This is a genomic window from Sphingopyxis sp. C-1, from assembly GCF_001047015.1.
Taxonomy (GTDB): Bacteria; Pseudomonadota; Alphaproteobacteria; order Sphingomonadales; family Sphingomonadaceae; genus Sphingopyxis.
This window is the reverse complement of sequence record NZ_BBRO01000001.1, coordinates 468,159-488,338: the sequence shown is the minus strand read 5'-3', so window position 1 is coordinate 488,338 and position 20,180 is coordinate 468,159. Positions and strand designations below refer to the sequence as shown.

The window sequence follows — 20,180 nt, the reverse complement described above, 5'->3', positions numbered from 1 at the left end:
GATGGCGCGCTGGGGATTATAAGGCGGGATTGCTCTCGCGTGACTGAAAGACGCCCATGACCGAATCGACCAAGACCACCTCGTCTCCCCGGCGCCGTTTCGCCCTGTGGCAGGGCGCTGCCGCGCTCTCGACGCTGGCGCTCGTCCCGCTGGCGACCGGCGCGATGGCAACCGTCGATTCGAAGACGCAGGAAGAAATTTCGCGCTTCATGGACGTCTATCTCGAGGTCAAATCCAACTATGTCGAACAGGTCGACGATTCGAAGCTGATCGAGGGCGCAATCAACGGCATGCTCGCCAGCCTCGATCCGCATTCGGGTTATCTCGACGCGCGCGGCTTTTCGAACCTGCGCACCCAGACAGACGGCGAATATGGCGGGCTCGGCCTGTCGGTGACGATGGAAGACGGCGTGGTCAAGGTCATCGCGCCGACCGCCGACACCCCGGCCGCCAGGGCGGGAATCAAGGCGGGCGACTATATCACGCATATCAACAAGGAACTGATCTTCGGCCTGACTTTGGACGAGGCGGTCGAACAGATGCGCGGCAAGCCCGGAACCAAGATCGACGTCACCGTCGTTCGCGAAGGTCAGGACAAGCCGATCGAGATGTCGCTGACGCGCGAAATCATCGACCTGAAGCCCGTGAAATGGGAAGTCAGCGGCGATGTCGGCGTGCTCACCGTCTCCAGCTTCTCGGCTGACGCGACGACCGACCTCAAGGCCGCGATGATGGCGGTCGAAAAATCGCTCGGCAAGAAACCGCGCGGCTGGATCCTCGACCTCCGCTCGAACCCGGGCGGGTTGCTGGACGAAGCCGTCGGTATCAGCGACCTGTTCCTCGAACGCGGCGAGATCGTTTCGCAGCGCGGCCGCAAAAAGGGCGATATCGAACGCTATTTCGCCGAACCCGGCGATCTGGCCGGCGGTGCGCCGGTCGTCGTGCTGATCGACTCGGGCTCGGCCTCGGCGTCCGAAATCGTCGCGGGCGCGCTGCAGGACCAGCATCGTGCGGTCGTGATGGGCGAACGCAGCTTCGGCAAGGGATCGGTGCAGACCGTCTTGCCGCTGACCGACACCACCGCGCTCCGCCTGACCACCGCGCGCTACTACACGCCGTCGGGTCGCAGCGTACAGGAAGGCGGTATCGAGCCTGATATCCGCGTGCCGCAGATTTCGGACCCCGACTATGCCTCGCGTCCGAAGTTCCGCGAAAGCGACCTGCGCCGTCACCTGATCAACGAGAAAAAGGTCGACAACGGCCTGCTCGAAAAGGACGAAAAGGCCGACCCGCGCTTCACCGCGACCGCCGCCGAGCTTAAGGAAAAGGGCATCGAGGACTTCCAGCTTCACTATGCGCTGCAGACGATCGGACGGATCAACGCGGCCACGCCGCGCATGGCGCAAAGCGGAAAGGCCCCGGTGAAGCCCGCCGCCAAGCCCACCGCGCGCAACTAAGGGACGTGCGGACATGCTGAAATCGCGCCTCGCCGCGCCCTTCGTCGCGTTCCTCGCGCCGCTGCTGCTCTATGGCGGCGCGCTCGTATCGCAATATGGCTTTGGCCTGCACCCTTGCGAGATGTGCTACTGGCAGCGTTGGCCGCATCAGGCGGCGATCGTGCTGGCGCTGCTCGCGCTGTTGCTCCGCAGCAATGACAAGGCGATGCGCGCGCTCACCCTGCTGGCGGCCGTCGCAATTGCCGTCAGCGGCGCGATCGGCATTTTCCATGCCGGGGTCGAATATGGCTTCTGGGAAGGCATCACGACCTGCGCGACCGGCGCCAGCGGCCCCGTGTCGCTCGATTCGATCATGAACGCCCCGCTGATCCGCTGCGACACCGCGCAATGGACGCTGCTGGGCATCTCGCTCGCGGGTTTCAACGCGATCTTCTCGGCTTGCGCGGCGGCACTCGTCTTGACCTTGCTGCGCCGGAAGACCACATCGGCGGCATGAGCCCAAAAAACTCCAGCGCCGGAAAAAACGCATCGATGATCCGCGTCGACCAGGCGGGCGAATATGGCGCGACGCGCATCTACGCCGGCCAGCTCGCGGTGATGGGCGACCGCCATCCGATGGCCCGCGAAATCGCACATATGGCCGAGCAGGAAGAACGACACCGTAAATTCTTCGATGCCATGATCGCCGAGCGGGGGGTTCGCCCCACCGCGCTCCAGCCCTTCTGGAATGTCGCGGGCTTTGCGCTCGGCGCGGTAACCGCCGCGATGGGCCCCCGCGCCGCAATGGCTTGCACAGCAGCGGTCGAGACCGAAATCGACCGCCATTATCAGCATCAGCTCGACGAGCTTGGCGACAGCGACCCCGAACTCAGTGCAGCGGTCGAGGATTTCCGCGCCGAAGAGCTCGAGCATAAGGAAGCCGCCCTCGCTGCGGGCGCCGAGAGCGCCCCGGGTTACCCCGTTCTCAGCCTCGCGATCCGCGCCGGTTGCCGTGCAGCCATCGCGCTGTCGAAACGTATCTGATACATAAGGGCCCGCACCGTTCATGACGGATGCAGGGTCGCGGTGCCAAGCCGCACCAAATTGACAAAGGAAGATCGAGATGACCCGCCTCCCCCTGTTCGCGCTGATCCTCGCCGGCAGTGCTGCCGCCATGCCCGCCGCGGCGCAGCAGCAGACGGTCGATGCCGAAAAGATCAACCAGGTCATCGTTTACGGCAACGACAAGTGCGAACAGTCGAGCCCCGACGAAATCGTCGTCTGTAACCGCCTGCCCGAGACCGAACGCTATCGCGTTCCCGAAATGCTCCGCGGCAATCCGCTCGACGTGCGTAACGAGGCCTGGGCGAACAAGGTCGTCGCACTCGAACGCGTCGGCCGTTTCGGCACCGATAGCTGCTCGCCGACCGGACTGGGCGGCTTTACCGGCTGTACGCAGGCGCTGGTCGCGGGTGCGAAGGCCGAACGTCAGGCGGCGAACAAGACCGACTGGCAGGCAATGATCGCCGACGAACGCGCCAAGCGCATCGCGGGCATCGACGCCGCGGCGGACGAAGTCGAAGCCGCCGTCGTCGCCGAAGAGCGCGCGCTCGCCGAACGGCAGAAGGCGGCCGAAGAACTCGAACGGCAGGCCAGCGGCCAGGCCCCCGCGCCGACCGCCCCCGACGAAGCCGACGCGCAGCCGCTGCCGACCCCGCCGAAACGCTGATCTTCCCCCCTTAGCAATAAACCCCGCTCCACCGCCCCAAAAGGGGCGGCCATCCTGCCAGAAATGTAGCATTTTTGCGGCTTAGCGCGATTCAGTTGCGAATCCGCGCCGAACTGAGTGCAAAAATTAACGAATCGCTGGCAGAGTGTCTTGACTTGGGAATTTTTGAGGCAAAACGTGCGGTTCTGGGAATCGCCAGCCTAAGGGGGCTGTAACATGGCATCAACTTTTGGACCGCGCCTGTGGAGGCGCACGACCGTCAGCGTGCCGCCGGCACGGAGTCTCGGTCGCCGAATGACCTGGCATGCCGCTGCTGCCCTCCTCGCCTTTGCCGCTCTTCAGATCTGGCTCGTGATGAGCGCCGTCGCTGCCGGAGCGTCGTCGGCCTTCATCGTCGTCGCGCTGATCATGCTGGTCGCGCTCGCGCTTCCCGTGGCGCGGTCCACCGAACGGCACTGGTATCGGCTGAGCCGGCAGGCACTCGCAAGCTGGGGCCTTCATGCGCGCTTCCGCCGCGACGTCCGCCGCCTTTGGATCGCCGCGCTGACGCTGCCCTTCCTGTGGACCAGCGGCGCAATCGCCGCAACCGACGCGCTCGCTGCGATCATCAAATAAGCTTTTCCTTGTCACCGTCACCCCGGACTTGATCCGGGGGCCAAGACTTTGCCGCCGAAATGGATTTCGGCTCGAGCCTGCACTGAGCCTGTCGAAGGGTTCAGGCTGACGGGTTTGGTGACTTTATTTTGACCCTTGCCCGCGTGCCGTATAGGGCGCGGGGATGCTGACCGTTTCCGAAGCCCTCGACCGCGCAAAGATGCTGTGCGACGCCGCGACCAAGGCCGGCGCCGATGCCGCCGACGCGCTCTATTATTGCAACGCCGCGACGTCGGTCTCGATGCGGCTCGGCGCGCTTGAGGATGTCGAGCGGTCCGAAGGGCAGGATATTTCGCTGCGCGTCTTCGTTGGCCAGCGCAGCGCGAGCGTGTCGACCGCCGACATGGACGCGGGCGAACTTGCCAAGCTGGTCGAACGCTGCGTCGCGATGGCACGCGAAGCCCCCGAGGACCCCTATTCCGGTCTCGCGCCCGAAGAATTGCTGTTCAAGGGTGCCACCCCCGATTTCGACCTCGATGACGGCAGCGAAGCCGACCCGGCCGCGCTGCGCGAAGCCGCCCTGGCGGTCGAGGAAGCCGCGCGCGCTGTCGCCGGCGTCACCAACAGCGAAGGCGGCAGCGCCAGCCACAGCCGCACGCGCTTCGCTCTCGCCACCAGCCACGGCTTTGCCGGCGGCTATGGATCGAGCGGCCACAGCCTGTCGGCAAGCGTCATCGCGGGCGAAGGCGCAGGCATGCAGCGCGACTATGGCTGGCACAGCGCGCACTACCTCACCGACCTCGAAAGCGCCGCAGAGATCGGCGCGCGCGCTGGCACGCGTGCCGTCGCGCGGCTTAATCCCGGCAAGGCCCCGAACGGCAAGCTTCCGGTCCTGCTCGACCCGCGCATCAGCGGCGGCATCGTCGGACACCTGCTCGGCGCGATCGCCGGACCCGCAATCGCACGCGGGACGAGCTTCCTGCTGGGCAAGGAAGATCAGAAGCTGTTCGACAGCAGCATCGTCATCCGCGACGAACCCCATCGTCCGCGCGGCCTGCGCAGCCGGGCCTTCGACGGCGAGGGCCTGCCGACCGCGGCACGCGATCTCGTCGCCGATGGCAGGATCACCGGCTGGCTGCTCGACACCGCATCGGCCAAGCAGCTTGGCTTGGCCCCGACCGGCCACGCGAGCCGTGGCGGCGGCGCGTCGGGGGTCGGCGCAAGCAACCTGCATCTCGCGGCGGGCAGCGCGACCCCCGCGGCACTGATGGAAGGCATCGCCGAGGGCGTCTATATCACCGAGTTGATCGGTCAGGGCGTCAACCCGGTCACCGGCGACTACAGCCGCGGCGCATCGGGCTTCCTGATCAGGGACGGCGCGCTCGCCGGGCCGATCGCCGAGTTCACCATCGCGAGCAATCTTATCGATATGTTCGCCGCACTTATCCCGGCGAACGACCTTGAATTCCGGCACGGCACCAACGCGCCGACGTTGCGCATCGACGGCATGACCGTCGCGTCGAGCTAGGACCGGCGCCGATGCCCGGCCGCAACCTCGAAGCCGCGATCGCCGCGACCCGCGAAGTCGGCGACATGGCGATGGCGCGCTGGCGCGGCGAGGGGCAAGCCGTCAACGTCTGGAACAAATCGCACGACAATCCGGTCAGCGACGTCGATCTGGCGGTCGACGCACGGCTGAAAGCGGTGCTGGGCGCGATGGTGCCCGAGGCGGGATGGCTCTCGGAAGAGACCGCCGACAACGAAGCCCGCCTGTCGTGCCGTGCGATGTGGTGCGTCGACCCGATCGACGGCACGCGCGATTTCATCCGCGGCCGCCCCGGCTGGTGCGTGTCGGTCGCGCTCGTGATCGACGGCACGCCCGAATTCGGCATTCTCTATGCCCCTGCCCTCGACGAATTATGGGTAGCGCAAAAGGGTCAGGGAGCTTTGCTGAACGGCGAGACCCTGCACGCCAGCCAACGCACGCGGTTTCCGGGATCGCGTGTTCCCGCCGACGCGCTGCCCAAGGTCGACAGCGATCTGGTCATCGTGACCAAACCGAACAGCATCGCGCTGCGCATGGCACTCGTCGCCGACGATCGCGCCGATCTGGTCGCGACGCTGCGCTGGGGGTTCGAGTGGGACGTCGCGGCCGCCGCGCTGATCGCCAGCGAGGCGGGCGCGACCGTCACCGACGCGTTCGGCGAGCCCCTGAAGTTCAATACGCCCCGCGCGCAAGCCTTTGGTGTCATCGCCTGCGCGCCCGGGATTCATGCGGCGGTCGTCGACCGCTTGCGCGATCGGGCGGTCGCCCTTACATCGCATTCGTGAGCACCCGTTCCGACACGCAATCCACCGCAGTTCACTTGACTTTCGGGGCGACTCACCCTAACTGCGCGATCATTCCGACAGCCTGACCGGACGGCGAAGCGCCCTCATGCGCATCGTGGTCCGTTTTTTGCGTTGGAAATTCAGACGCTTTGAGATGGGGTCGTTTGCCTGCGACCCTGTGGAGCAGGAGAAAGTTACCAATGGCACGTATCGCGGGCGTCAACTTGCCCACCAACAAGCGCGTGATCATCGCGCTCACCTATATCCACGGCATCGGCCGCAAGAGCGCGATCGACATCGCCGACAAGCTGGGCATCGACCATACGCGCCGCGTACAGGACCTGTCCGACGCCGAAGTGCTGCAGATCCGTGAAACGATCGACGCCGACCACACGGTCGAGGGTGACCTTCGCCGCAACACGGCGATGAACATCAAGCGCCTGATGGACCTCGCCTGCTATCGCGGCCTGCGTCATCGCAAGGGCCTTCCGGTCCGTGGCCAGCGCACGCACACCAATGCGCGCACCCGCAAGGGCAAGGCCAAGGCGATCGCCGGTAAGAAGAAATAAGGTTTGAGCGCGTCCATCTGGGCGCGCTTCCTTGTTTCCCCCTGCCGGGGCAGCGGCGCATCGCCCGCCACCGGCCGTTCAGGATTTAGGTTAGGAATATATCATGGCTCGTGAACCGCAGCGCCTTCGTCGGCGCGAACGCAAAAACATCTCGTCGGGCGTCGCCCACGTCAACGCGACCTTCAACAACACGATGATCACCATCACCGACGCACAGGGCAACGCGATTGCCTGGTCGAGCGCCGGCATGATGGGCTTCAAGGGCAGCCGCAAGTCGACCCCGTATGCGGCGCAGGTTTGCGCCGAAGACGCCGGCAAGAAGGCCGCCGAACATGGCGTCCGTACGCTGGAAGTCGAAGTGAAGGGCCCGGGCGCCGGTCGTGAATCAGCTCTCCGCGCGCTGCAGGCTGTCGGGTTCCACATCACGTCGATCCGCGACGTGACGCCGATCCCGCACAATGGCGTCCGCCCGGCCAAGCGCCGCCGCGTCTGACGTCTTTTTTCGGGCGCGCCTCACCGCCGGGGCGCCGCCCGCATAAAAATCCTCGCTGGACAGGCAGCCGACCCCCGCCCGTCCCGCCCAAAGCAAAGGGAAATCCATGACTGTCAATATCCGGAACTGGCAGGAATTGAAGAAGCCCAGCAACCTGGAAATCAAGGCTGGCAGCGACGGCAAGCGCAAGGCGACCTTCGTCGCCGAACCGCTCGAGCGCGGCTTTGGCCTGACGCTTGGCAACGCGCTGCGCCGCGTGCTGCTTTCGTCGCTCCAGGGTGCGGCTATCACGTCGATCAAGATCGAGAACGTCCTGCACGAATTCTCGAGCCTGGCCGGCGTGCGTGAAGATGTCACCGACATCGTCCTCAACGTGAAGCAGATCGCGCTCAAGATGGAAGGCGAAGGCCCGAAGCGTCTTCAGCTTTCGGCGACCGGTCCCGCGACCGTCAAGGCCGGCGACATCATGGTTTCGGGCGACATCAAGGTGATGAACCCCAACCACATCATCTGCCACCTCGACGATGGTGCGACGCTGAACATGGAACTCGTTGCCGACACCGGCAAGGGTTACGTCCCCGCGACCGCAAACCGTCCGATCGACGCGCCGATCGGCCTGATCCCGGTCGACTCGCTCTACTCGCCGGTGCGCCAGGTCGCCTACAAGGTCGACAATGCCCGCATCGGTCAGGAACTGGACTATGACAAGCTGAACCTGACCGTCGAAACCGACGGCACGATCACCCCGGAAGACGCCGTCGCTTATGCCGCGCGCATCCTCCAGGACCAGCTCCAGGTCTTCGTCCACTTCGAAGAAGCGATGAACGACAGCGGTCTCATCGGCATGGCGGCTCCGTCGGCCACTGCCGACGAATCGGACGTCAACCAGCTCAACCGCTTCCTTCTCAAGAAGGTCGACGAGCTCGAACTGTCGGTCCGTTCGGCCAACTGCCTCAAGAACGACAACATCATCTACATCGGTGATCTCGTTCAGAAGACCGAAGCCGAAATGCTTCGCACCCCGAACTTTGGCCGCAAGTCCTTGAATGAAATCAAGGAAGTGCTGTCGTCGATGGGTCTTCGCCTCGGCATGGACATCCCCGGCTGGCCGCCGGAGAACATCGAAGAAATGGCCAAGAAGCTCGAACAAGAGCTGCTGGGCTAATCGAGATAGCGCCCCGGTTCGCCGGGGCGCCGTCACAACGGGAATGGGTCGGCCCGCAAATCGACCTGGCTTGGGGTACCTTGAACGGCCCCTCTGACAAACGAAGGACAAAGATATGCGTCATAAATCAGGTGGCCGGAAGCTTCAGCGCACGAGCGCGCATCGCACCGCCCTTTTCCGCAACATGTCGGCATCGCTCATCAAGCATGAGCAGATCACGACGACCGTCGCCAAGGCGAAGGAACTGCGTCCCTACGTCGAAAAGCTGGTGACGCTCGCCAAGCGCGGTGGCCTTGCCAACCGTCGCCTCGCGAACAGCCGCCTTCTCGACGACACGCAGCTCAAGAAGCTGTTCGACGTCCTCGCCGAGCGCTACAAGGACCGCAACGGCGGTTACACCCGCATCATCAAGGCCGGCATCCGCGCCTCGGACGCGGCACCGATGGCGGTCATCGAATTCGTCGACCGCGACGTCGACGCCAAGGGCCAGGATTCGGGCCCCGTCGAGCAGTATGACGACGAGGTGGAAGCCGCGTAAAACGCGCTTTCAGCGAAACGAGATCAAGGGCGGCATCCGAAAGGATGGCCGCCCTTTTTCATGGCCGCGGTGTCGGCTTTGGGTTGGAAAGCGGGCATCCCGTCCCCCGCTTCCGTCATCCCGGGCTTGACCCGGGATCCCGCTTTTTGACGCACTCACTGGCTTCGATTTCAAGCGGGACCCCGGATCCAGTCCGGGGTGACGAAAAAGGATTGGTCGGCAACCGGTCGTTTCCCATTTGCGCACCCCGGCGAAGGCCGGGGCCCAGGGCTTCAGAGAGCCGACCTCTGCTCGTTGCGCTCTGGACCCCGGCCTTCGCCGGGGCACACACCTGCAACGGCAGCAATCGGTCATTACCCGAACCTCGTCATCCCGGGCTTGACCCGGGATCCCGCTTCTTGAGGCGCCCACTGGCTTCAACTTCACGCGGGACCCCGGATCAAGTCGAACGAGCCACGTGTCGCGTTCGAGGGTAACGATGATGGAAAGGGCCGCAACCGGTCGAAACCCGCCCGCCGGTACTTGACTTCCTATCCCCTATGTCCGATATTTCTGTCATGACAGAAATTACCGAAAACCTGTCGAAGCTTTCCCCGGCCGCGACCGAGTTCATCCTTCACTGGGGCAATCTTGGCAACCAGTGGGGCGTCAACCGCTCGGTGGCGCAGATCCACGCGCTATTGTTCATCTCCGACCGCCCGCTCCATGCCGAAGAAATCGCAGAAATGCTTGGGCTGGCACGTTCCAATGTTTCCAATTCGATCAAGGAGCTGCTCGGCTGGCGGCTGATCGAACGCGTTCCGCTGCTCGGCGACCGGCGCGACCATTTCACGGCCGAGAAGGACATCTGGGAAATGGTCACGCGCATCGCCGCGGGGCGCAAGGCGCGGGAGGTCGACCCCGCCGAAGCGGCGCTGAAAGCGTGTGTCGCCCGCGCGGCGGATGACCCACAATTGAGCGGCGAAGCCAAGGCGCGGCTCGCCGACATGCTCGATTTCGTCACGACGATGGGGCGCTGGCACGACGAGATGCTGAGCGTGCCCAAACCTGCACTGATGCGGCTCATCAAACTCGGCGCCGGGGTGACCAAGCTGATCAACTGGCGCCCGGGCAAGGGCAAGGACGCCGGATAGGAGGCCAGCGATGCGCGGCACGGCAAAGCGGATGATCGACGCACGGGAACCCGCCGCGTGCGAAAGTGGCGAGGCGCTGTCCGACGATCGCTTCCGCCGCCTCGTTCCGCGCGCTGCATGGGACGCACTCCCCCATGATGTCCGTCAACGCTTCAGCAAGCGCCTCTCCGGCACGGCGGTCGCGACCTATCGCGGCGAGATTGTCTGGACGCGCCTTTCGCGCGCCGGATGGTTGCTCGCACAGTTCTGCCGGTTGATCGGCGCGCCCTTGCCGACCAGCCGCAGCGGCCCCGCACCTGCCGCCGTCGCCGTCAGCGAAGACCGCAAAAGCGGCGGCCAATGCTGGACGCGACTCTACGGTCGCGCCCGTGGCCACCCGCAAGTCATCCATAGTGCAAAAAGCTTTGCGGGACCGACGGGGCTGGAGGAACATATCGGTGGCGGCTTCGGCATGGCGCTTGCCGTCCGCGCCGAGGCCGACGCGCTGATCTTTACGTCCGATCATTATTTCTGGCAGGCGGCGGGACTTCGGTTCCGCATCCCCGGCTGGCTCTCCCCCGGCACGACCGTCGTGACGCACCAGCATCTGGGCAGCGGCCTTTTCGCCTTCGATCTCAAGGTCACGCATCCGCAGCTTGGCGAACTCCTCAACCAGCACGGGCTGTTCCGCGATGCCTGACCAAGCCGGCCCGATCATCCTGTTCGATGCCGAATGCGTGCTGTGCTCGGCCAATGCGCAATTCGTCCTGCGCCACGACAAGTCCGCACGGTTCCGCCTTGCGTCGATCCAGGGCGAGGCGGGCCGCGCATTATGCCGCGAACACGGTCTCGATCCGAACGATCCGACGACCATTCTCGTGATCAAAGACGCGCGCGTGCGGCGCGATAGCGATGCGGTTCTGGCGATTTACGAAGGGCTCGGCCGGCCCTGGCGGCTATTTTCGCTTTTACGCCTCGTTCCCGCGTTGCTCCGCGATCCGGTTTACCGATGGATCGCGCGCAATCGTTACCGGCTGTTCGGAAGACGCACGTCCTGTTGGATCGCCCCGCCCGAATATCGCAGCAGGATATTGCCATGAAGATATTGATCCTCGGGGGCTATGGCGTGTTCGGCGGCCGCCTTGCCGAACTGCTCGCCGATTTGCCCGACCTCGACCTGCTGATCTGCGGCCGCGACCTCGCCCGCGCGGAACGCTTCTGCGCGGCCTATCGTGGCGCCGCGCGCGTCCATCCGCACGCGCTCGACCGGCGCGATATCGCCGGCGCGCTGGACGATCTCCTGCCCGACCTCGTCGTCGATGCGTCGGGGCCTTTTCAGGACTATGGCGCCGACCGTTATCGCGTCGTCGAAGCCTGCATCGCGGCAAAGACCGACTATCTCGACTTTGCCGATGGCGCCGATTTCGTCTTCGGCATCGATCGCTTCGATGCACAGGCAAAGGCCGCCGATATCTTCATCCTGACGGGCGTCAGCAGCTTTCCCGCACTTACCGGGGCGGTGCTGCGCGAGATGGCAAAGACGATGGACATCCGCACCGTCGAAGGCGGGATCGCGCCCTCGCCTTTTGCAGGAATCGGGCTCAACGTGATGCGCGCGGTCGTCGGCTATGCCGGCGCGCCGGTTAAATTGCGGCGCGGCGGTCGGGACGGCCATGGCATCGGCCTGGCCGAGAGTCTGCGCTATACCGTCGCAGTCCCCGGCCGGTTGCCGCTCAGGAACATTCATTTCTCGCTCGTCGACGTCCCCGATCTCCAACTCATTCCGCGCGCATGGCCTGCGATTACGGACATCTGGATGGGCGCCGGGCCGGTGCCCGAAATCCTGCACCGCATCCTGAACCTTCTCGCCAAAACGCGCGCGCGTTTTCACCTGCCCTCGTTCGAGCCGTTTTCTCGACTTTTCTATGCAGTGCTCAACCGCATGCGTTTCGGCGAGCATCGCGGTGGCATGTTCATCCGCGCGCGCGGTCTGGTCGACGACCGGCCGGCGGAGCGGAGTTGGCATCTTTTGGCCGAGGGCGATGACGGCCCCTATATTCCTTCGATGGCGATCGAGGCGATCGTCCGCAAACTGCGCACCGGCGACCGCCCGGCCGCGGGCGCGCGATCCAGCGTCGATGCGCTGACGCTGGCCGACTATGACGCGCTTTTCGACGGCCGCTCGATCCACACCGGGTTTCGCAGCGAAGAAGCGGGCGCCCCGCTCTATCGTCAGATACTCGGAGCTGCCTTCGACACCCTGCCGCCGCAGCTTCGGTCGCTGCACGGAAGCAAGGCCGAACGCCGGTGGCAAGGCCATGCGGAAGTCCGCCGCGGCACGGGGCTGCTCGCGCGCCTTGCCGCCGCCATCATCGGTTTCCCCAAAGCCGCGGCAAGCGTGCCGGTCACGGTCGCTTTCACCGCCGAAGAGGGGGGCGAGCGCTGGAGCCGCGATTTCGGCGGCAAGCGCTTTTCGTCGCTGCAGTCGCGCGGAACCGGACGAAGCGACTATCTGCTCGTCGAACGCTTCGGTCCCCTGTCCTTTGCCATGGCGCTCGTGACCCGGGATGAGCGCCTCTATCTCGTCCCGCGCCGATGGTCGGCCTTTGGCATTCCCATGCCGCGCTGGCTGATGCCGGACGGCACGAGTTTTGAGGCGGAAGCCGATGGCCGGTTCTTCTTTGACGTGGAAATCTCTGCGCCGCTTGTCGGATTGATCGTCGCCTATCGCGGATCGCTCGAACCCGTCTGACGGGTATCAAATCCCCTTGCCCGTCTCCTGTCGATGCCTACATATCGGCGCACGATAATTTCCCCAGAAAAGAGGTCGCCTTGCCATGCCCCGTAAAACCCTGTCCGCGCCGCTGGCGCTTGTTGCCCTGACGATGATTCCGGGCGCAGCACAGGCGGCCGACGCCGCCGCGGCATCGGCATCGGCATCGGTCAAGGCGCTGGCCTATCCCGATACGGCGCGCGGCGACACGATCGACCCTCAGTTCGGGGTCGATGTCGCCGACCCCTATCGCTGGCTCGAGGATGATGTTCGCGTCAACCCCAAGGTCGCCGACTGGGTCGTGGAACAGAACAAGGTGACCGATGCCTATCTGGACACGCTGCCCGGGCGTGACACGTTCAAGAAGCGGATGACCGAACTTTACAACTACGAGCGCTTCGGCCTGCCGACGAAGGCGGGGACGCGCTATTTCTACAGCCGCAACGACGGGCTCCAGCCGCAGTCGGTGCTTTACGTCCGCGAAGGGTTGAAGGGCGAAGGCCGCGTGCTGATCGACCCCAATAGCTGGGCCAAGGACGGCGCGACCGCGCTCGGGGAATGGAATCCGTCGGAGGACGGCAAACATCTCCTCTATTCGGTGCAGGACGGCGGCACCGACTGGCGCATCGTCCGGGTCAAGGATGTCGCGACCGGGCAGGATTTGTCCGACGAGGTCCGCTGGGTTAAATTCTCCGCGCTCGATTGGGCAAAGGACGGCAGCGGCTTTTATTATTCGCGCTTCCCCGAACCCAAGGAGGGCGAGGCCTTCCAGTCGCTCAACGAGAATCACAGCGTCTATTTCCACAAGCTCGGGACGCCGCAGAGCGCCGACGTGCTGATCCACGCGACCCCCGACAAGCCCAAGCTGAACAACAGCGCGGTGGTCACCGACGACGGCAAATATCTGCTCGTCGTCTCGTCCGAAGGCACCGACGAACGCTATGGCCTGACGCTGTATCCGACCGACAAGCGCAGCGCGAAGCCGATCGTGCTGGTGGACGACTTTGCGAACAATTGGGAATATGTGACCAACGAGGGGCCGCGCTTCACCTTCGTCACCAACAAGGGCGCACCGCGCGGGCGCCTGGTCTCGCTCGACATCAAAAAGTCCGCGGCGCTGACCGAACTGGCCGGCGAGAATGAGGCGACACTGGTCGGCGCGTCGCGCGTCGGCAATCGCATCATCCTCTCCTACCTCGGCGATGCGAAGTCGGAAGCGCGGATGATCGCGCTCGACGGAAAGCCGGTCGCCAACATCAACCTTGCCGACATCGGTTCGGCCTCGGGCTTCGGCGGCAAGTCGAGCGATCCCGAAACCTTTTATGCCTTTTCAAGCTATGCGCGGCCGACGACTATCTATCGCTTCGACACGCAGACCGGGCGGAGCGAGATTTTCGCCGAGCCGAAGCTGACCTTCAAACCGGCCGATTTCAGCGTCGAACAGCGCTTTTACAAATCAAAAGACGGTACCGAAGTGCCGATGTTCCTGGTGATGAAAAAGGGCCTCGACCGCAGCAAGGGCTCGCCGACGCTTCTTTACGGCTATGGCGGCTTCAACGTCTCGATGACCCCCGGCTTCTCGCCGACGCGCCTCGCCTGGGTCGACAAGGGCGGCGTGCTGGCGATCGCCAACCTGCGCGGCGGCGGCGAATATGGGAAGGCGTGGCACGATGCCGGCCGCCTCGACAAGAAGCAGAATGTCTTCGACGATTTCATCGCGGCGGGCGAATATCTGATTGCAGAGGGGATTGCCGGCAAGGGCCAGATCGCGATCGAGGGCGGGTCGAACGGCGGGCTGCTCGTCGGCGCAGTCACCAACCAGCGCCCCGACCTGTTCGCCGCCGCGCTGCCCGCGGTCGGCGTGATGGACATGCTGCGCTTCGACCGCTTCACCGCGGGGCGCTATTGGGTCGACGATTATGGCTATCCGTCGAAGGAAGGCGATTTCAAGAACCTGCTCGCCTATTCGCCCTACCATAATATCAAGGACGGCACCGCCTATCCCGCGGTGCTGGTGACCACCGCCGATACCGACGACCGCGTCGTTCCGGGGCACAGCTTCAAATATACCGCCGCGCTCCAGCACGCGAAGGCGGGCGACAAGCCGCATCTGATCCGCGTCGAAACGCGGGCGGGCCATGGCAGCGGCAAGCCGACGGACAAGATCATCGCAGAGGCGGCCGACAAATATGCCTTTGCGGCGAAGTGGACCGGGCTGAGCGTCGAATAATGAGTTACGCGCTTTCCTTCACCGCAACCGATCCCGCTGAACTCTGGGCCGAGGCAGGCGACGCTGCCGCGGCGCTCGTCGAGGGCGAGCCCGACGGCATCGCCAATATGGCGAATGTCGCGGCGCTGATCTGGCAGGCGATCCCCGACCTCAACTGGGCGGGTTTCTATCGGTTCGACGGGACAGAACTGGTCCTCGGTCCATTCCAGGGCAAGGCAGCGTGCATCCGCATTCCGCTCGAAAAGGGCGTATGCGGTGCCGCCGCGCGGCTGCGTGCGACTCAGCGTGTCGAGGACGTTCACGCCTTTCCCGGCCACATCGCGTGCGACGCCGACAGCCGCAGCGAACTCGTCGTGCCGGTGATCGCGGGCGATCGCCTCATCGGCGTGCTCGATCTCGACAGCCCGCTTCCCGCGCGCTTCACGGCCGCCGATCAGGCGGGCGCCGAAGCACTGGTCGCGCGCATCGCTGCGTCGCTCGCCGCCTGAATCCCTGACCCAAAACGGGACGCATTCTTCAGGGTTAACGGATTCGCGACGAATCGCTAATTTTGCTAACAAACTGTTAACCAATCGGTTCGCGCCGAGGGAACAGGGAGTTTGGCATGCGTACGACTATGTTGTTGGGACTGGCCGCAGGGACGTTGCTGTTGACGGCAAACGCCAGCGCCGAACAGCCCGCGCTCGACTATGGCGTTCCGGCCGACCCCGATGCCCGCGTCTATACCGGCTATCCCGATCGCGTGCCGAGCGAAGTCGAGTACCGCCGCGTCTCGGGCTATGATGCCGAGGGTCGCTGGACCGGGACGTGGGACGGAACCTACGAGACTCCCGACGGCCGCCGCTACGAAGGCCGCTACGAAGGCACCATCGAAGGCCATGGCCCCGACTACCCCCCACCCCCCGCTTACGATCCTTATTATCACGGCGGATATGACGCCCGTTACAACGAAGAGATGGAACGCCGCTGTGGCCGGGGGGGCACAGTGGGCGGCGCGGTTGTCGGCGGGCTCGTGGGGGGCATCGCCGGCAACCGCATAGCCGGACGCGGTGACCGCACCGCCGGCACGCTGATCGGCGCCGGAGTCGGCGCGCTTGCCGGCAGCGCGATCGGCAATGCCGCGGACAAAAAGAAGTGCGAAGATTATTGGTCGAGCCGCAGCGCGCGCTACGACGGCTATTATCAGGGCGGCACTTATCCGGGCGGATATTCGACGACCTACCAATATGGCGGCTACGGCTATGGCTATTACACTCCCGGCGTCGTCGTCACGACGATCATCAGCGGAGCGCCAGTCGTGACCGAGCGGGTCGAGACCTCGACGCGCACCTATTATGAAAATGTGCCGGTGCGGAAACGTTATGTGGCGAAGAAAAAGTGGAGGCCGAAACCCAAGGCCGCCCCGCGCTGCGTCTGCTGAGATTTAAGAGACGGGTCTGGTCACCTGTAGCTGGTCCAAAGGCCCGTCATCTTCAGGATGGCGGGCCTTTTCCTTGGGGCTCGCCTTACCGCGCTGCGGCAACGGTTCAGCGGCGCGAAAGCATCGCGGGCGTAGGGCGGGATCATTGCGGGCCGGACCATCCGGGGCCCACAGGGAGTTTCCCTCGATGCGCAAATTGACCAGCTTCACCACCGCCGCGGCGATCGTCGTGACCTCGATCGGCCTTAGCGCCACCCCCGCCGAAGCGCGTGGACGATATGGCGGCTGGGGCTATCGCCACCACGACCGGATCAGCACTGGCGACGTGCTCGGCGGGCTGCTCATCATCGGCACCATTGCAGCCATCGCCAGTTCGGTCAGCAAGGACAAGCGCGAGCGCGCGCCCGATTATCGGTACGAGCCGCCGTATCGCAGCGATGACGGCCGGCAAGAAGTGCCGCGTTACGAACCCGAAGCGCAGAACGACGCCGTCCCCGGCCCCTATGGCCGCGGCGAAGCCGAAAGCCGTGCCGCCGATGCCTGTAGCTGGGCGGTCGAGGGCGAGTTGGGCGACGACGCCCGCGTCGACAGCATCACCGGGACCGAGCCCAACAATGGCGGCTGGTATGTCACCGGCACCGCCTCGCGCCTCGGCGGCGAGGTGAAAAGCTTTGGCTGCAGTTACCGGAATGGCCGCGTCGTCGACGTCAATTTCGGCTGACGGAATGCCATAGCGGCAAAGGCCCCCCGCCCCATGGCGCGGGGCCTTTTTCTTTATGAACGCCAGCAAAACCAAGGCTGAACGCCAGATAAGCGCCGGGTTCAGGACGGCGTCACAGCGCCTGCAATATATCATCCTCAACAGGCCGCGAAACGCCGCCTGCGCTTTTTGAGGAGACCGAACCATGGCTATCAATACCAACCTGACCAAGGCCGCAATTGGTGCGGCCACCGCCGGCGCGATGCTGATGAGCGCTGCCCCCGCCGCGGCACGCGACCGCTATGACCGCGACGGCATCAGCGCAGGCGAAATCATCGCCGGCGCGGTGGTGATCGGCGGGCTCGCCGCGATCCTGTCGAGCGGCAATAACGATCGTTACGACCGCGATGGCCGCTATGACGATCGTTATCGTGGCCGCTACGACGATGCGCGCTACGGCTACGGCTATGACTATAACCGCTATGGCAACAGCCGCAGCGCGGTCAGCCAGTGCGTCAACGCCGTCGAACGCGGCAGCCGCCGCTATGGCCGCACCGACGTCACCGAAGTGACGAGCATCGACCGCAAGCGCGAGGGTTATCGCGTCAAAGGCCGCGTGATCGTTAACGACGGCTGGCGTGGCCGCTGGGGCCGCGGCGGATCGTATGACAGGGGCAAGTTCACGTGCGACATCCGCTATGGCCGTGTCCAGGATATCCGCTTCTCGGGCCTCGGCTAATCTCCCGATGCCCTGACGATCCGGCCCGCCCGTGCTCAGGCACGCGGCGGGCCTTCTTTTTGTGCGGTTCCCGCCTCCGCGGCTGGTTGGGCCGCCGGATCCCGCGCTGGTGGAGGAATCACGTCCGCCAAATATCTTCGGCGACCCGAATAATTCGTGGATATTATCAAACACGCTATACGAAAATTTACCTTCCTCCTTTAGGACTGGGATCGGGACCAATCAGATAACCGTCCGAGGTGGGAATCGGGCGGCAGTTGTCGAGTCGCGCATGTCGAATCCCGAGGCCTCCCCTGCCTCATCGCTACCGGATGAAAAGCGCCAGCCGCGACAGTCACGGCTGGTCAAGGCGGCGCTCGGCTGTCAGCGGCTGGGCCGGTTCGACGTCACGCTTCGCAACGTCTCACTAACGGGAATCGGCGGACAAGGGCCGCATATCCTGCAGATCGGCGAGCGCATGACGGTGTTCTTGCCCGGGCACGAGCCAATGATGGGAACCGTACGCTGGGTCGCGGGAACACGCTTCGGAATCCAGACCGACCGCGAAATCGAAACCATCCGCCTGCGCGCTGCGCACAACGACCAGATCGTCGCCGCCGACAGCCGCGCCGATTTCCAGATCGTGCCGCCGCCGCGCGTCGACACCTGGCGCCCGGGACTGACGCGCGCGACCAGCCTGCCAGGGCAATTCGGGCGGAAGCGCTGACCGACGTCCATCCTGGAGCCGAGAAGCCGGTTGTGGACGTATCTTCGCGATCCGCTGACGCTTAAAGCCACAGCAGTTTTTTGCGGAAATCCGCCTAAGGGTGGCGAGCGGAGGCCAGCAGCTCCAACCCGCACCCCGGGACCGCGATTCGCCTATTTCTTGAGCCCGATTTCGCGGAGCCGTTCCTGCAAATAATCGTCCGCGGTTATCGGCGTCGGATAGAGGTTCGGGTGCGAGGCGTCGATGCAGCTTTCGAGCGTTTCGATCGGATAGTCCGAACGGAAATGCAGGAAGAAAGGCATCGAGTAACGCGCGACACTCGCGCGGCCTTCGTCGGGGTTGCGGACGCGGTGCGTCGTCGAGGGCAGCTTGTTGTTGGTCAGCCGCTGCAACATGTCGCCGACATTGACCGCCATCGCACCAGGCGGCGGGCTGACCGGAAGCCAGCTACCGTCCTTGTCGAGGATCTCGAGCCCAGCCTCTTCAGCGCCGAGCAGCAGCGTGATCGTGTTGATATCCTCATGCGCTTCGGCGCGGATGCCCTTTGCGGGAGCTTCGACCGGCGGGTAATGGAGCAGGCGCATCACGCTGTTGCCATCGGCGACGGTGTCATCGAAGAAATCGGGTGCGAGGCCAAGGTAGCGCGCGATCCCCGAAAGCAGCCGACCGCCCACACGGTCGAATTCGGCGAACAGCTTGTCATAGGCGGTGCGGAATCCTTCGACCTCGGCGGGCCAGACATTGTTCGGCTGCTGCGCCGCGAGGCGGTGGCCGACGGGCAGGTCGCGGCCGACGTGCCAGAATTCCTTGAGGTCGACTTCCTTTGCGCCCTTCGCGATCTCCGTCCCGAACGGGGTGTAACCGCGCGCACCGCCGCCGCCGGCGATATGATAGGCGCGCTTCGTTTCTTCGGGCAGCGCGAAGAAGGCCTTCGCCTTGTCCCAGGCTTCGTCGATCAGCGCAGGGTCGATGCCGTGGTCGGTGATCATCGCGAAGCCGAAACGTTCGAACGACGCTCCGAAATCTTTCGCGAACTGATCGGCAGGAAGCGACATGGAAATGACGGGAACGGCAGCGGTCATGAAAGATAAGTCCATCTGATAAGGGGCGGCGCCCGTCGGGGCGCGTCATGAGTCGCGATTTAGGCGCTGCGCGGCCGCGGTTAAAGGGAAAAAGGCGGTTTCGCCGCGCGATCGGCTCGGCTAAGTCCCGCCCCATGGCAAAGCAATATTGGCTGATGAAATCCGAACCCGACGCCTATGCGTGGGAACAACTCGTGCGTGAAGGCACAGGGATGTGGGACGGGGTGCGCAATCACACCGCGAAGCTGAACCTTATGGCGATGAAGGTCGGCGACGAGGCGCTCTTTTATCACAGCAATATCGGCAAGGAATGCGTGGGGATCATGACGATCACCGAGACCGCCTCGCCCGATCCCACCGCCGAAAAGGGTTCGCCCTGGGTCATCGTTCGCGTTGCCCCGGTGCGCGCGCTGAAGCATCCGGTAACGCTTGCGGCGATCAAGGCCGACCCGGCACTCGCTGACATGGACCTGATCCGTCAGTCGCGGCTGTCGGTCGGGCGCGTGACGCCCGCCGAATGGAAGCATATTCTGAAAAAGTCGGAAAAGCCCGAGGGCTGATCC

General features: G+C 64.5%; 23 protein-coding genes. 22 read left to right on the top strand and 1 reads right to left on the bottom strand.

The features are described 5' to 3' along the window. The first annotated feature begins 56 nt into the window (after positions 1–56). From SC1_RS02175 to SC1_RS02075, 21 genes are all read left to right on the top strand, one after another. A complete protein-coding gene (locus SC1_RS02175; RefSeq protein ID WP_062176986.1) occupies positions 57–1,457 on the top strand; it encodes a S41 family peptidase in 1,401 nt (466 codons plus the stop codon). 13 nt (positions 1,458–1,470) lie between these two features. Further along, complete coding sequence (locus SC1_RS02170) at positions 1,471–1,953, top strand: disulfide bond formation protein B (RefSeq protein ID WP_062176984.1); 483 nt, start codon at positions 1,471–1,473, stop codon at positions 1,951–1,953. Continuing rightward, positions 1,950–2,480 (top strand): demethoxyubiquinone hydroxylase family protein, encoded by a 531-nt coding sequence (locus SC1_RS02165; RefSeq protein ID WP_062176980.1) that lies wholly within the window; start codon positions 1,950–1,952, stop codon positions 2,478–2,480. Before SC1_RS02170 ends, SC1_RS02165 begins: the two co-directional genes overlap by 4 nt. A gap of 79 nt (positions 2,481–2,559) precedes the next feature. Further along, positions 2,560–3,165, top strand: coding sequence for a hypothetical protein (locus tag SC1_RS02160; RefSeq protein ID WP_062176977.1), 606 nt, complete (start codon positions 2,560–2,562; stop codon positions 3,163–3,165). 216 nt (positions 3,166–3,381) lie between these two features. Beyond that, positions 3,382–3,780 (top strand): hypothetical protein, encoded by a 399-nt coding sequence (locus tag SC1_RS02155; RefSeq protein ID WP_062176974.1) that lies wholly within the window; start codon positions 3,382–3,384, stop codon positions 3,778–3,780. Between the two features lie 163 nt (positions 3,781–3,943). Continuing rightward, positions 3,944–5,287, top strand: coding sequence for a TldD/PmbA family protein (locus SC1_RS02150; protein WP_062176971.1), 1,344 nt, complete (start codon positions 3,944–3,946; stop codon positions 5,285–5,287). Between the two features lie 11 nt (positions 5,288–5,298). Then, positions 5,299–6,090, top strand: a complete 792-nt coding sequence (locus SC1_RS02145; protein ID WP_062176968.1) for a 3'(2'),5'-bisphosphate nucleotidase CysQ — start codon at positions 5,299–5,301, stop codon at positions 6,088–6,090. 200 nt (positions 6,091–6,290) lie between these two features. Continuing rightward, positions 6,291–6,659, top strand: a complete 369-nt coding sequence (rpsM, locus tag SC1_RS02140) for a 30S ribosomal protein S13 (protein ID WP_062176965.1) — start codon at positions 6,291–6,293, stop codon at positions 6,657–6,659. A gap of 103 nt (positions 6,660–6,762) precedes the next feature. After that, on the top strand, positions 6,763–7,152 hold the full coding sequence (gene rpsK, locus SC1_RS02135; RefSeq protein WP_003040416.1) for a 30S ribosomal protein S11: 390 nt from the start codon (positions 6,763–6,765) through the stop codon (positions 7,150–7,152). Positions 7,153–7,258: 106 nt separating this feature from the next. Next, positions 7,259–8,317: a DNA-directed RNA polymerase subunit alpha gene (locus SC1_RS02130; protein ID WP_062176963.1), complete on the top strand. Its 1,059-nt coding sequence runs from the start codon at positions 7,259–7,261 to the stop codon at positions 8,315–8,317. Positions 8,318–8,432: 115 nt separating this feature from the next. After that, positions 8,433–8,855 carry a 50S ribosomal protein L17 gene (gene rplQ / locus SC1_RS02125; RefSeq protein ID WP_062176961.1) on the top strand — a complete coding sequence of 141 codons (423 nt, stop codon included), beginning with the start codon at positions 8,433–8,435 and terminating at the stop codon, positions 8,853–8,855. 557 nt (positions 8,856–9,412) lie between these two features. Next, the gene (locus SC1_RS02120) at positions 9,413–9,988 is read left to right on the top strand and encodes a GbsR/MarR family transcriptional regulator (protein WP_062176960.1); all 576 of its coding nucleotides are present in this window, start codon (positions 9,413–9,415) and stop codon (positions 9,986–9,988) included. 10 nt (positions 9,989–9,998) lie between these two features. Beyond that, entirely contained in the window at positions 9,999–10,667 is a 669-nt protein-coding gene (locus SC1_RS02115; protein WP_238586535.1) for a DUF4166 domain-containing protein, read from the top strand. Next, on the top strand, positions 10,660–11,067 hold the full coding sequence (locus SC1_RS02110; protein ID WP_062176958.1) for a thiol-disulfide oxidoreductase DCC family protein: 408 nt from the start codon (positions 10,660–10,662) through the stop codon (positions 11,065–11,067). The genes SC1_RS02115 and SC1_RS02110 overlap by 8 nt, the downstream gene beginning before the upstream one ends. Then, complete coding sequence (locus SC1_RS02105) at positions 11,064–12,719, top strand: SDR family oxidoreductase (protein ID WP_062176956.1); 1,656 nt, start codon at positions 11,064–11,066, stop codon at positions 12,717–12,719. The genes SC1_RS02110 and SC1_RS02105 overlap by 4 nt, the downstream gene beginning before the upstream one ends. An 85-nt stretch (positions 12,720–12,804) precedes the next feature. Continuing rightward, entirely contained in the window at positions 12,805–14,970 is a 2,166-nt protein-coding gene (locus SC1_RS02100) for a prolyl oligopeptidase family protein (protein ID WP_083435626.1), read from the top strand. After that, positions 14,970–15,458, top strand: a complete 489-nt coding sequence (locus SC1_RS02095) for a GAF domain-containing protein (protein WP_062176954.1) — start codon at positions 14,970–14,972, stop codon at positions 15,456–15,458. The genes SC1_RS02100 and SC1_RS02095 overlap by 1 nt, the downstream gene beginning before the upstream one ends. Positions 15,459–15,574: 116 nt before the next feature. Further along, positions 15,575–16,390, top strand: coding sequence for a glycine zipper domain-containing protein (locus SC1_RS02090; protein WP_062176951.1), 816 nt, complete (start codon positions 15,575–15,577; stop codon positions 16,388–16,390). Positions 16,391–16,577: 187 nt separating this feature from the next. Beyond that, positions 16,578–17,111: a hypothetical protein gene (locus SC1_RS02085; RefSeq protein ID WP_062176949.1), complete on the top strand. Its 534-nt coding sequence runs from the start codon at positions 16,578–16,580 to the stop codon at positions 17,109–17,111. A 184-nt stretch (positions 17,112–17,295) separates the two neighbouring features. Then, positions 17,296–17,829, top strand: a complete 534-nt coding sequence (locus SC1_RS02080) for a hypothetical protein (RefSeq protein WP_062176946.1) — start codon at positions 17,296–17,298, stop codon at positions 17,827–17,829. Positions 17,830–18,100: 271 nt separating this feature from the next. Beyond that, on the top strand, positions 18,101–18,535 hold the full coding sequence (locus tag SC1_RS02075; protein WP_062176944.1) for a PilZ domain-containing protein: 435 nt from the start codon (positions 18,101–18,103) through the stop codon (positions 18,533–18,535). Between the two features lie 152 nt (positions 18,536–18,687). Here the strand turns inward: SC1_RS02075 and SC1_RS02070 are convergent, their stop codons facing one another. Beyond that, the gene (locus tag SC1_RS02070) at positions 18,688–19,617 is read right to left on the bottom strand and encodes an isopenicillin N synthase family oxygenase (protein WP_062176940.1); all 930 of its coding nucleotides are present in this window, start codon (positions 19,615–19,617) and stop codon (positions 18,688–18,690) included. 134 nt (positions 19,618–19,751) lie between these two features. On the opposite strand from SC1_RS02070, the gene SC1_RS02065 reads away from it, so the two are divergent. Continuing rightward, positions 19,752–20,177 (top strand): EVE domain-containing protein, encoded by a 426-nt coding sequence (locus SC1_RS02065; RefSeq protein ID WP_062176938.1) that lies wholly within the window; start codon positions 19,752–19,754, stop codon positions 20,175–20,177. Positions 20,178–20,180: the final 3 nt, after the last annotated feature.

What these genes read in the sequence shown, in the direction of transcription:
- rpsM (WP_062176965.1), top strand. Translation starts at nt 6,291, where the DNA reads ATGGCACGTATCGCGGGCGTCAACTTGCCCACCAACAAGCGCGTGATC.
- SC1_RS02165 (WP_062176980.1), top strand. Translation starts at nt 1,950, where the DNA reads ATGAGCCCAAAAAACTCCAGCGCCGGAAAAAACGCATCGATGATCCGC.
- SC1_RS02075 (WP_062176944.1), top strand. Translation starts at nt 18,101, where the DNA reads ATGTCGAATCCCGAGGCCTCCCCTGCCTCATCGCTACCGGATGAAAAG.
- SC1_RS02095 (WP_062176954.1), top strand. Translation starts at nt 14,970, where the DNA reads ATGAGTTACGCGCTTTCCTTCACCGCAACCGATCCCGCTGAACTCTGG.
- SC1_RS02160 (WP_062176977.1), top strand. Translation starts at nt 2,560, where the DNA reads ATGACCCGCCTCCCCCTGTTCGCGCTGATCCTCGCCGGCAGTGCTGCC.
- SC1_RS02105 (WP_062176956.1), top strand. Translation starts at nt 11,064, where the DNA reads ATGAAGATATTGATCCTCGGGGGCTATGGCGTGTTCGGCGGCCGCCTT.
- SC1_RS02155 (WP_062176974.1), top strand. Translation starts at nt 3,382, where the DNA reads ATGGCATCAACTTTTGGACCGCGCCTGTGGAGGCGCACGACCGTCAGC.
- SC1_RS02085 (WP_062176949.1), top strand. Translation starts at nt 16,578, where the DNA reads ATGCGCAAATTGACCAGCTTCACCACCGCCGCGGCGATCGTCGTGACC.
- SC1_RS02115 (WP_238586535.1), top strand. Translation starts at nt 9,999, where the DNA reads ATGCGCGGCACGGCAAAGCGGATGATCGACGCACGGGAACCCGCCGCG.
- rplQ (WP_062176961.1), top strand. Translation starts at nt 8,433, where the DNA reads ATGCGTCATAAATCAGGTGGCCGGAAGCTTCAGCGCACGAGCGCGCAT.
- SC1_RS02170 (WP_062176984.1), top strand. Translation starts at nt 1,471, where the DNA reads ATGCTGAAATCGCGCCTCGCCGCGCCCTTCGTCGCGTTCCTCGCGCCG.
- SC1_RS02150 (WP_062176971.1), top strand. Translation starts at nt 3,944, where the DNA reads ATGCTGACCGTTTCCGAAGCCCTCGACCGCGCAAAGATGCTGTGCGAC.
- rpsK (WP_003040416.1), top strand. Translation starts at nt 6,763, where the DNA reads ATGGCTCGTGAACCGCAGCGCCTTCGTCGGCGCGAACGCAAAAACATC.
- SC1_RS02090 (WP_062176951.1), top strand. Translation starts at nt 15,575, where the DNA reads ATGCGTACGACTATGTTGTTGGGACTGGCCGCAGGGACGTTGCTGTTG.
- SC1_RS02065 (WP_062176938.1), top strand. Translation starts at nt 19,752, where the DNA reads ATGGCAAAGCAATATTGGCTGATGAAATCCGAACCCGACGCCTATGCG.
- SC1_RS02070 (WP_062176940.1), bottom strand. Translation starts at nt 19,617, where the DNA reads ATGACCGCTGCCGTTCCCGTCATTTCCATGTCGCTTCCTGCCGATCAG.
- SC1_RS02175 (WP_062176986.1), top strand. Translation starts at nt 57, where the DNA reads ATGACCGAATCGACCAAGACCACCTCGTCTCCCCGGCGCCGTTTCGCC.
- SC1_RS02110 (WP_062176958.1), top strand. Translation starts at nt 10,660, where the DNA reads ATGCCTGACCAAGCCGGCCCGATCATCCTGTTCGATGCCGAATGCGTG.
- SC1_RS02100 (WP_083435626.1), top strand. Translation starts at nt 12,805, where the DNA reads ATGCCCCGTAAAACCCTGTCCGCGCCGCTGGCGCTTGTTGCCCTGACG.
- SC1_RS02130 (WP_062176963.1), top strand. Translation starts at nt 7,259, where the DNA reads ATGACTGTCAATATCCGGAACTGGCAGGAATTGAAGAAGCCCAGCAAC.
- SC1_RS02145 (WP_062176968.1), top strand. Translation starts at nt 5,299, where the DNA reads ATGCCCGGCCGCAACCTCGAAGCCGCGATCGCCGCGACCCGCGAAGTC.
- SC1_RS02080 (WP_062176946.1), top strand. Translation starts at nt 17,296, where the DNA reads ATGGCTATCAATACCAACCTGACCAAGGCCGCAATTGGTGCGGCCACC.
- SC1_RS02120 (WP_062176960.1), top strand. Translation starts at nt 9,413, where the DNA reads ATGACAGAAATTACCGAAAACCTGTCGAAGCTTTCCCCGGCCGCGACC.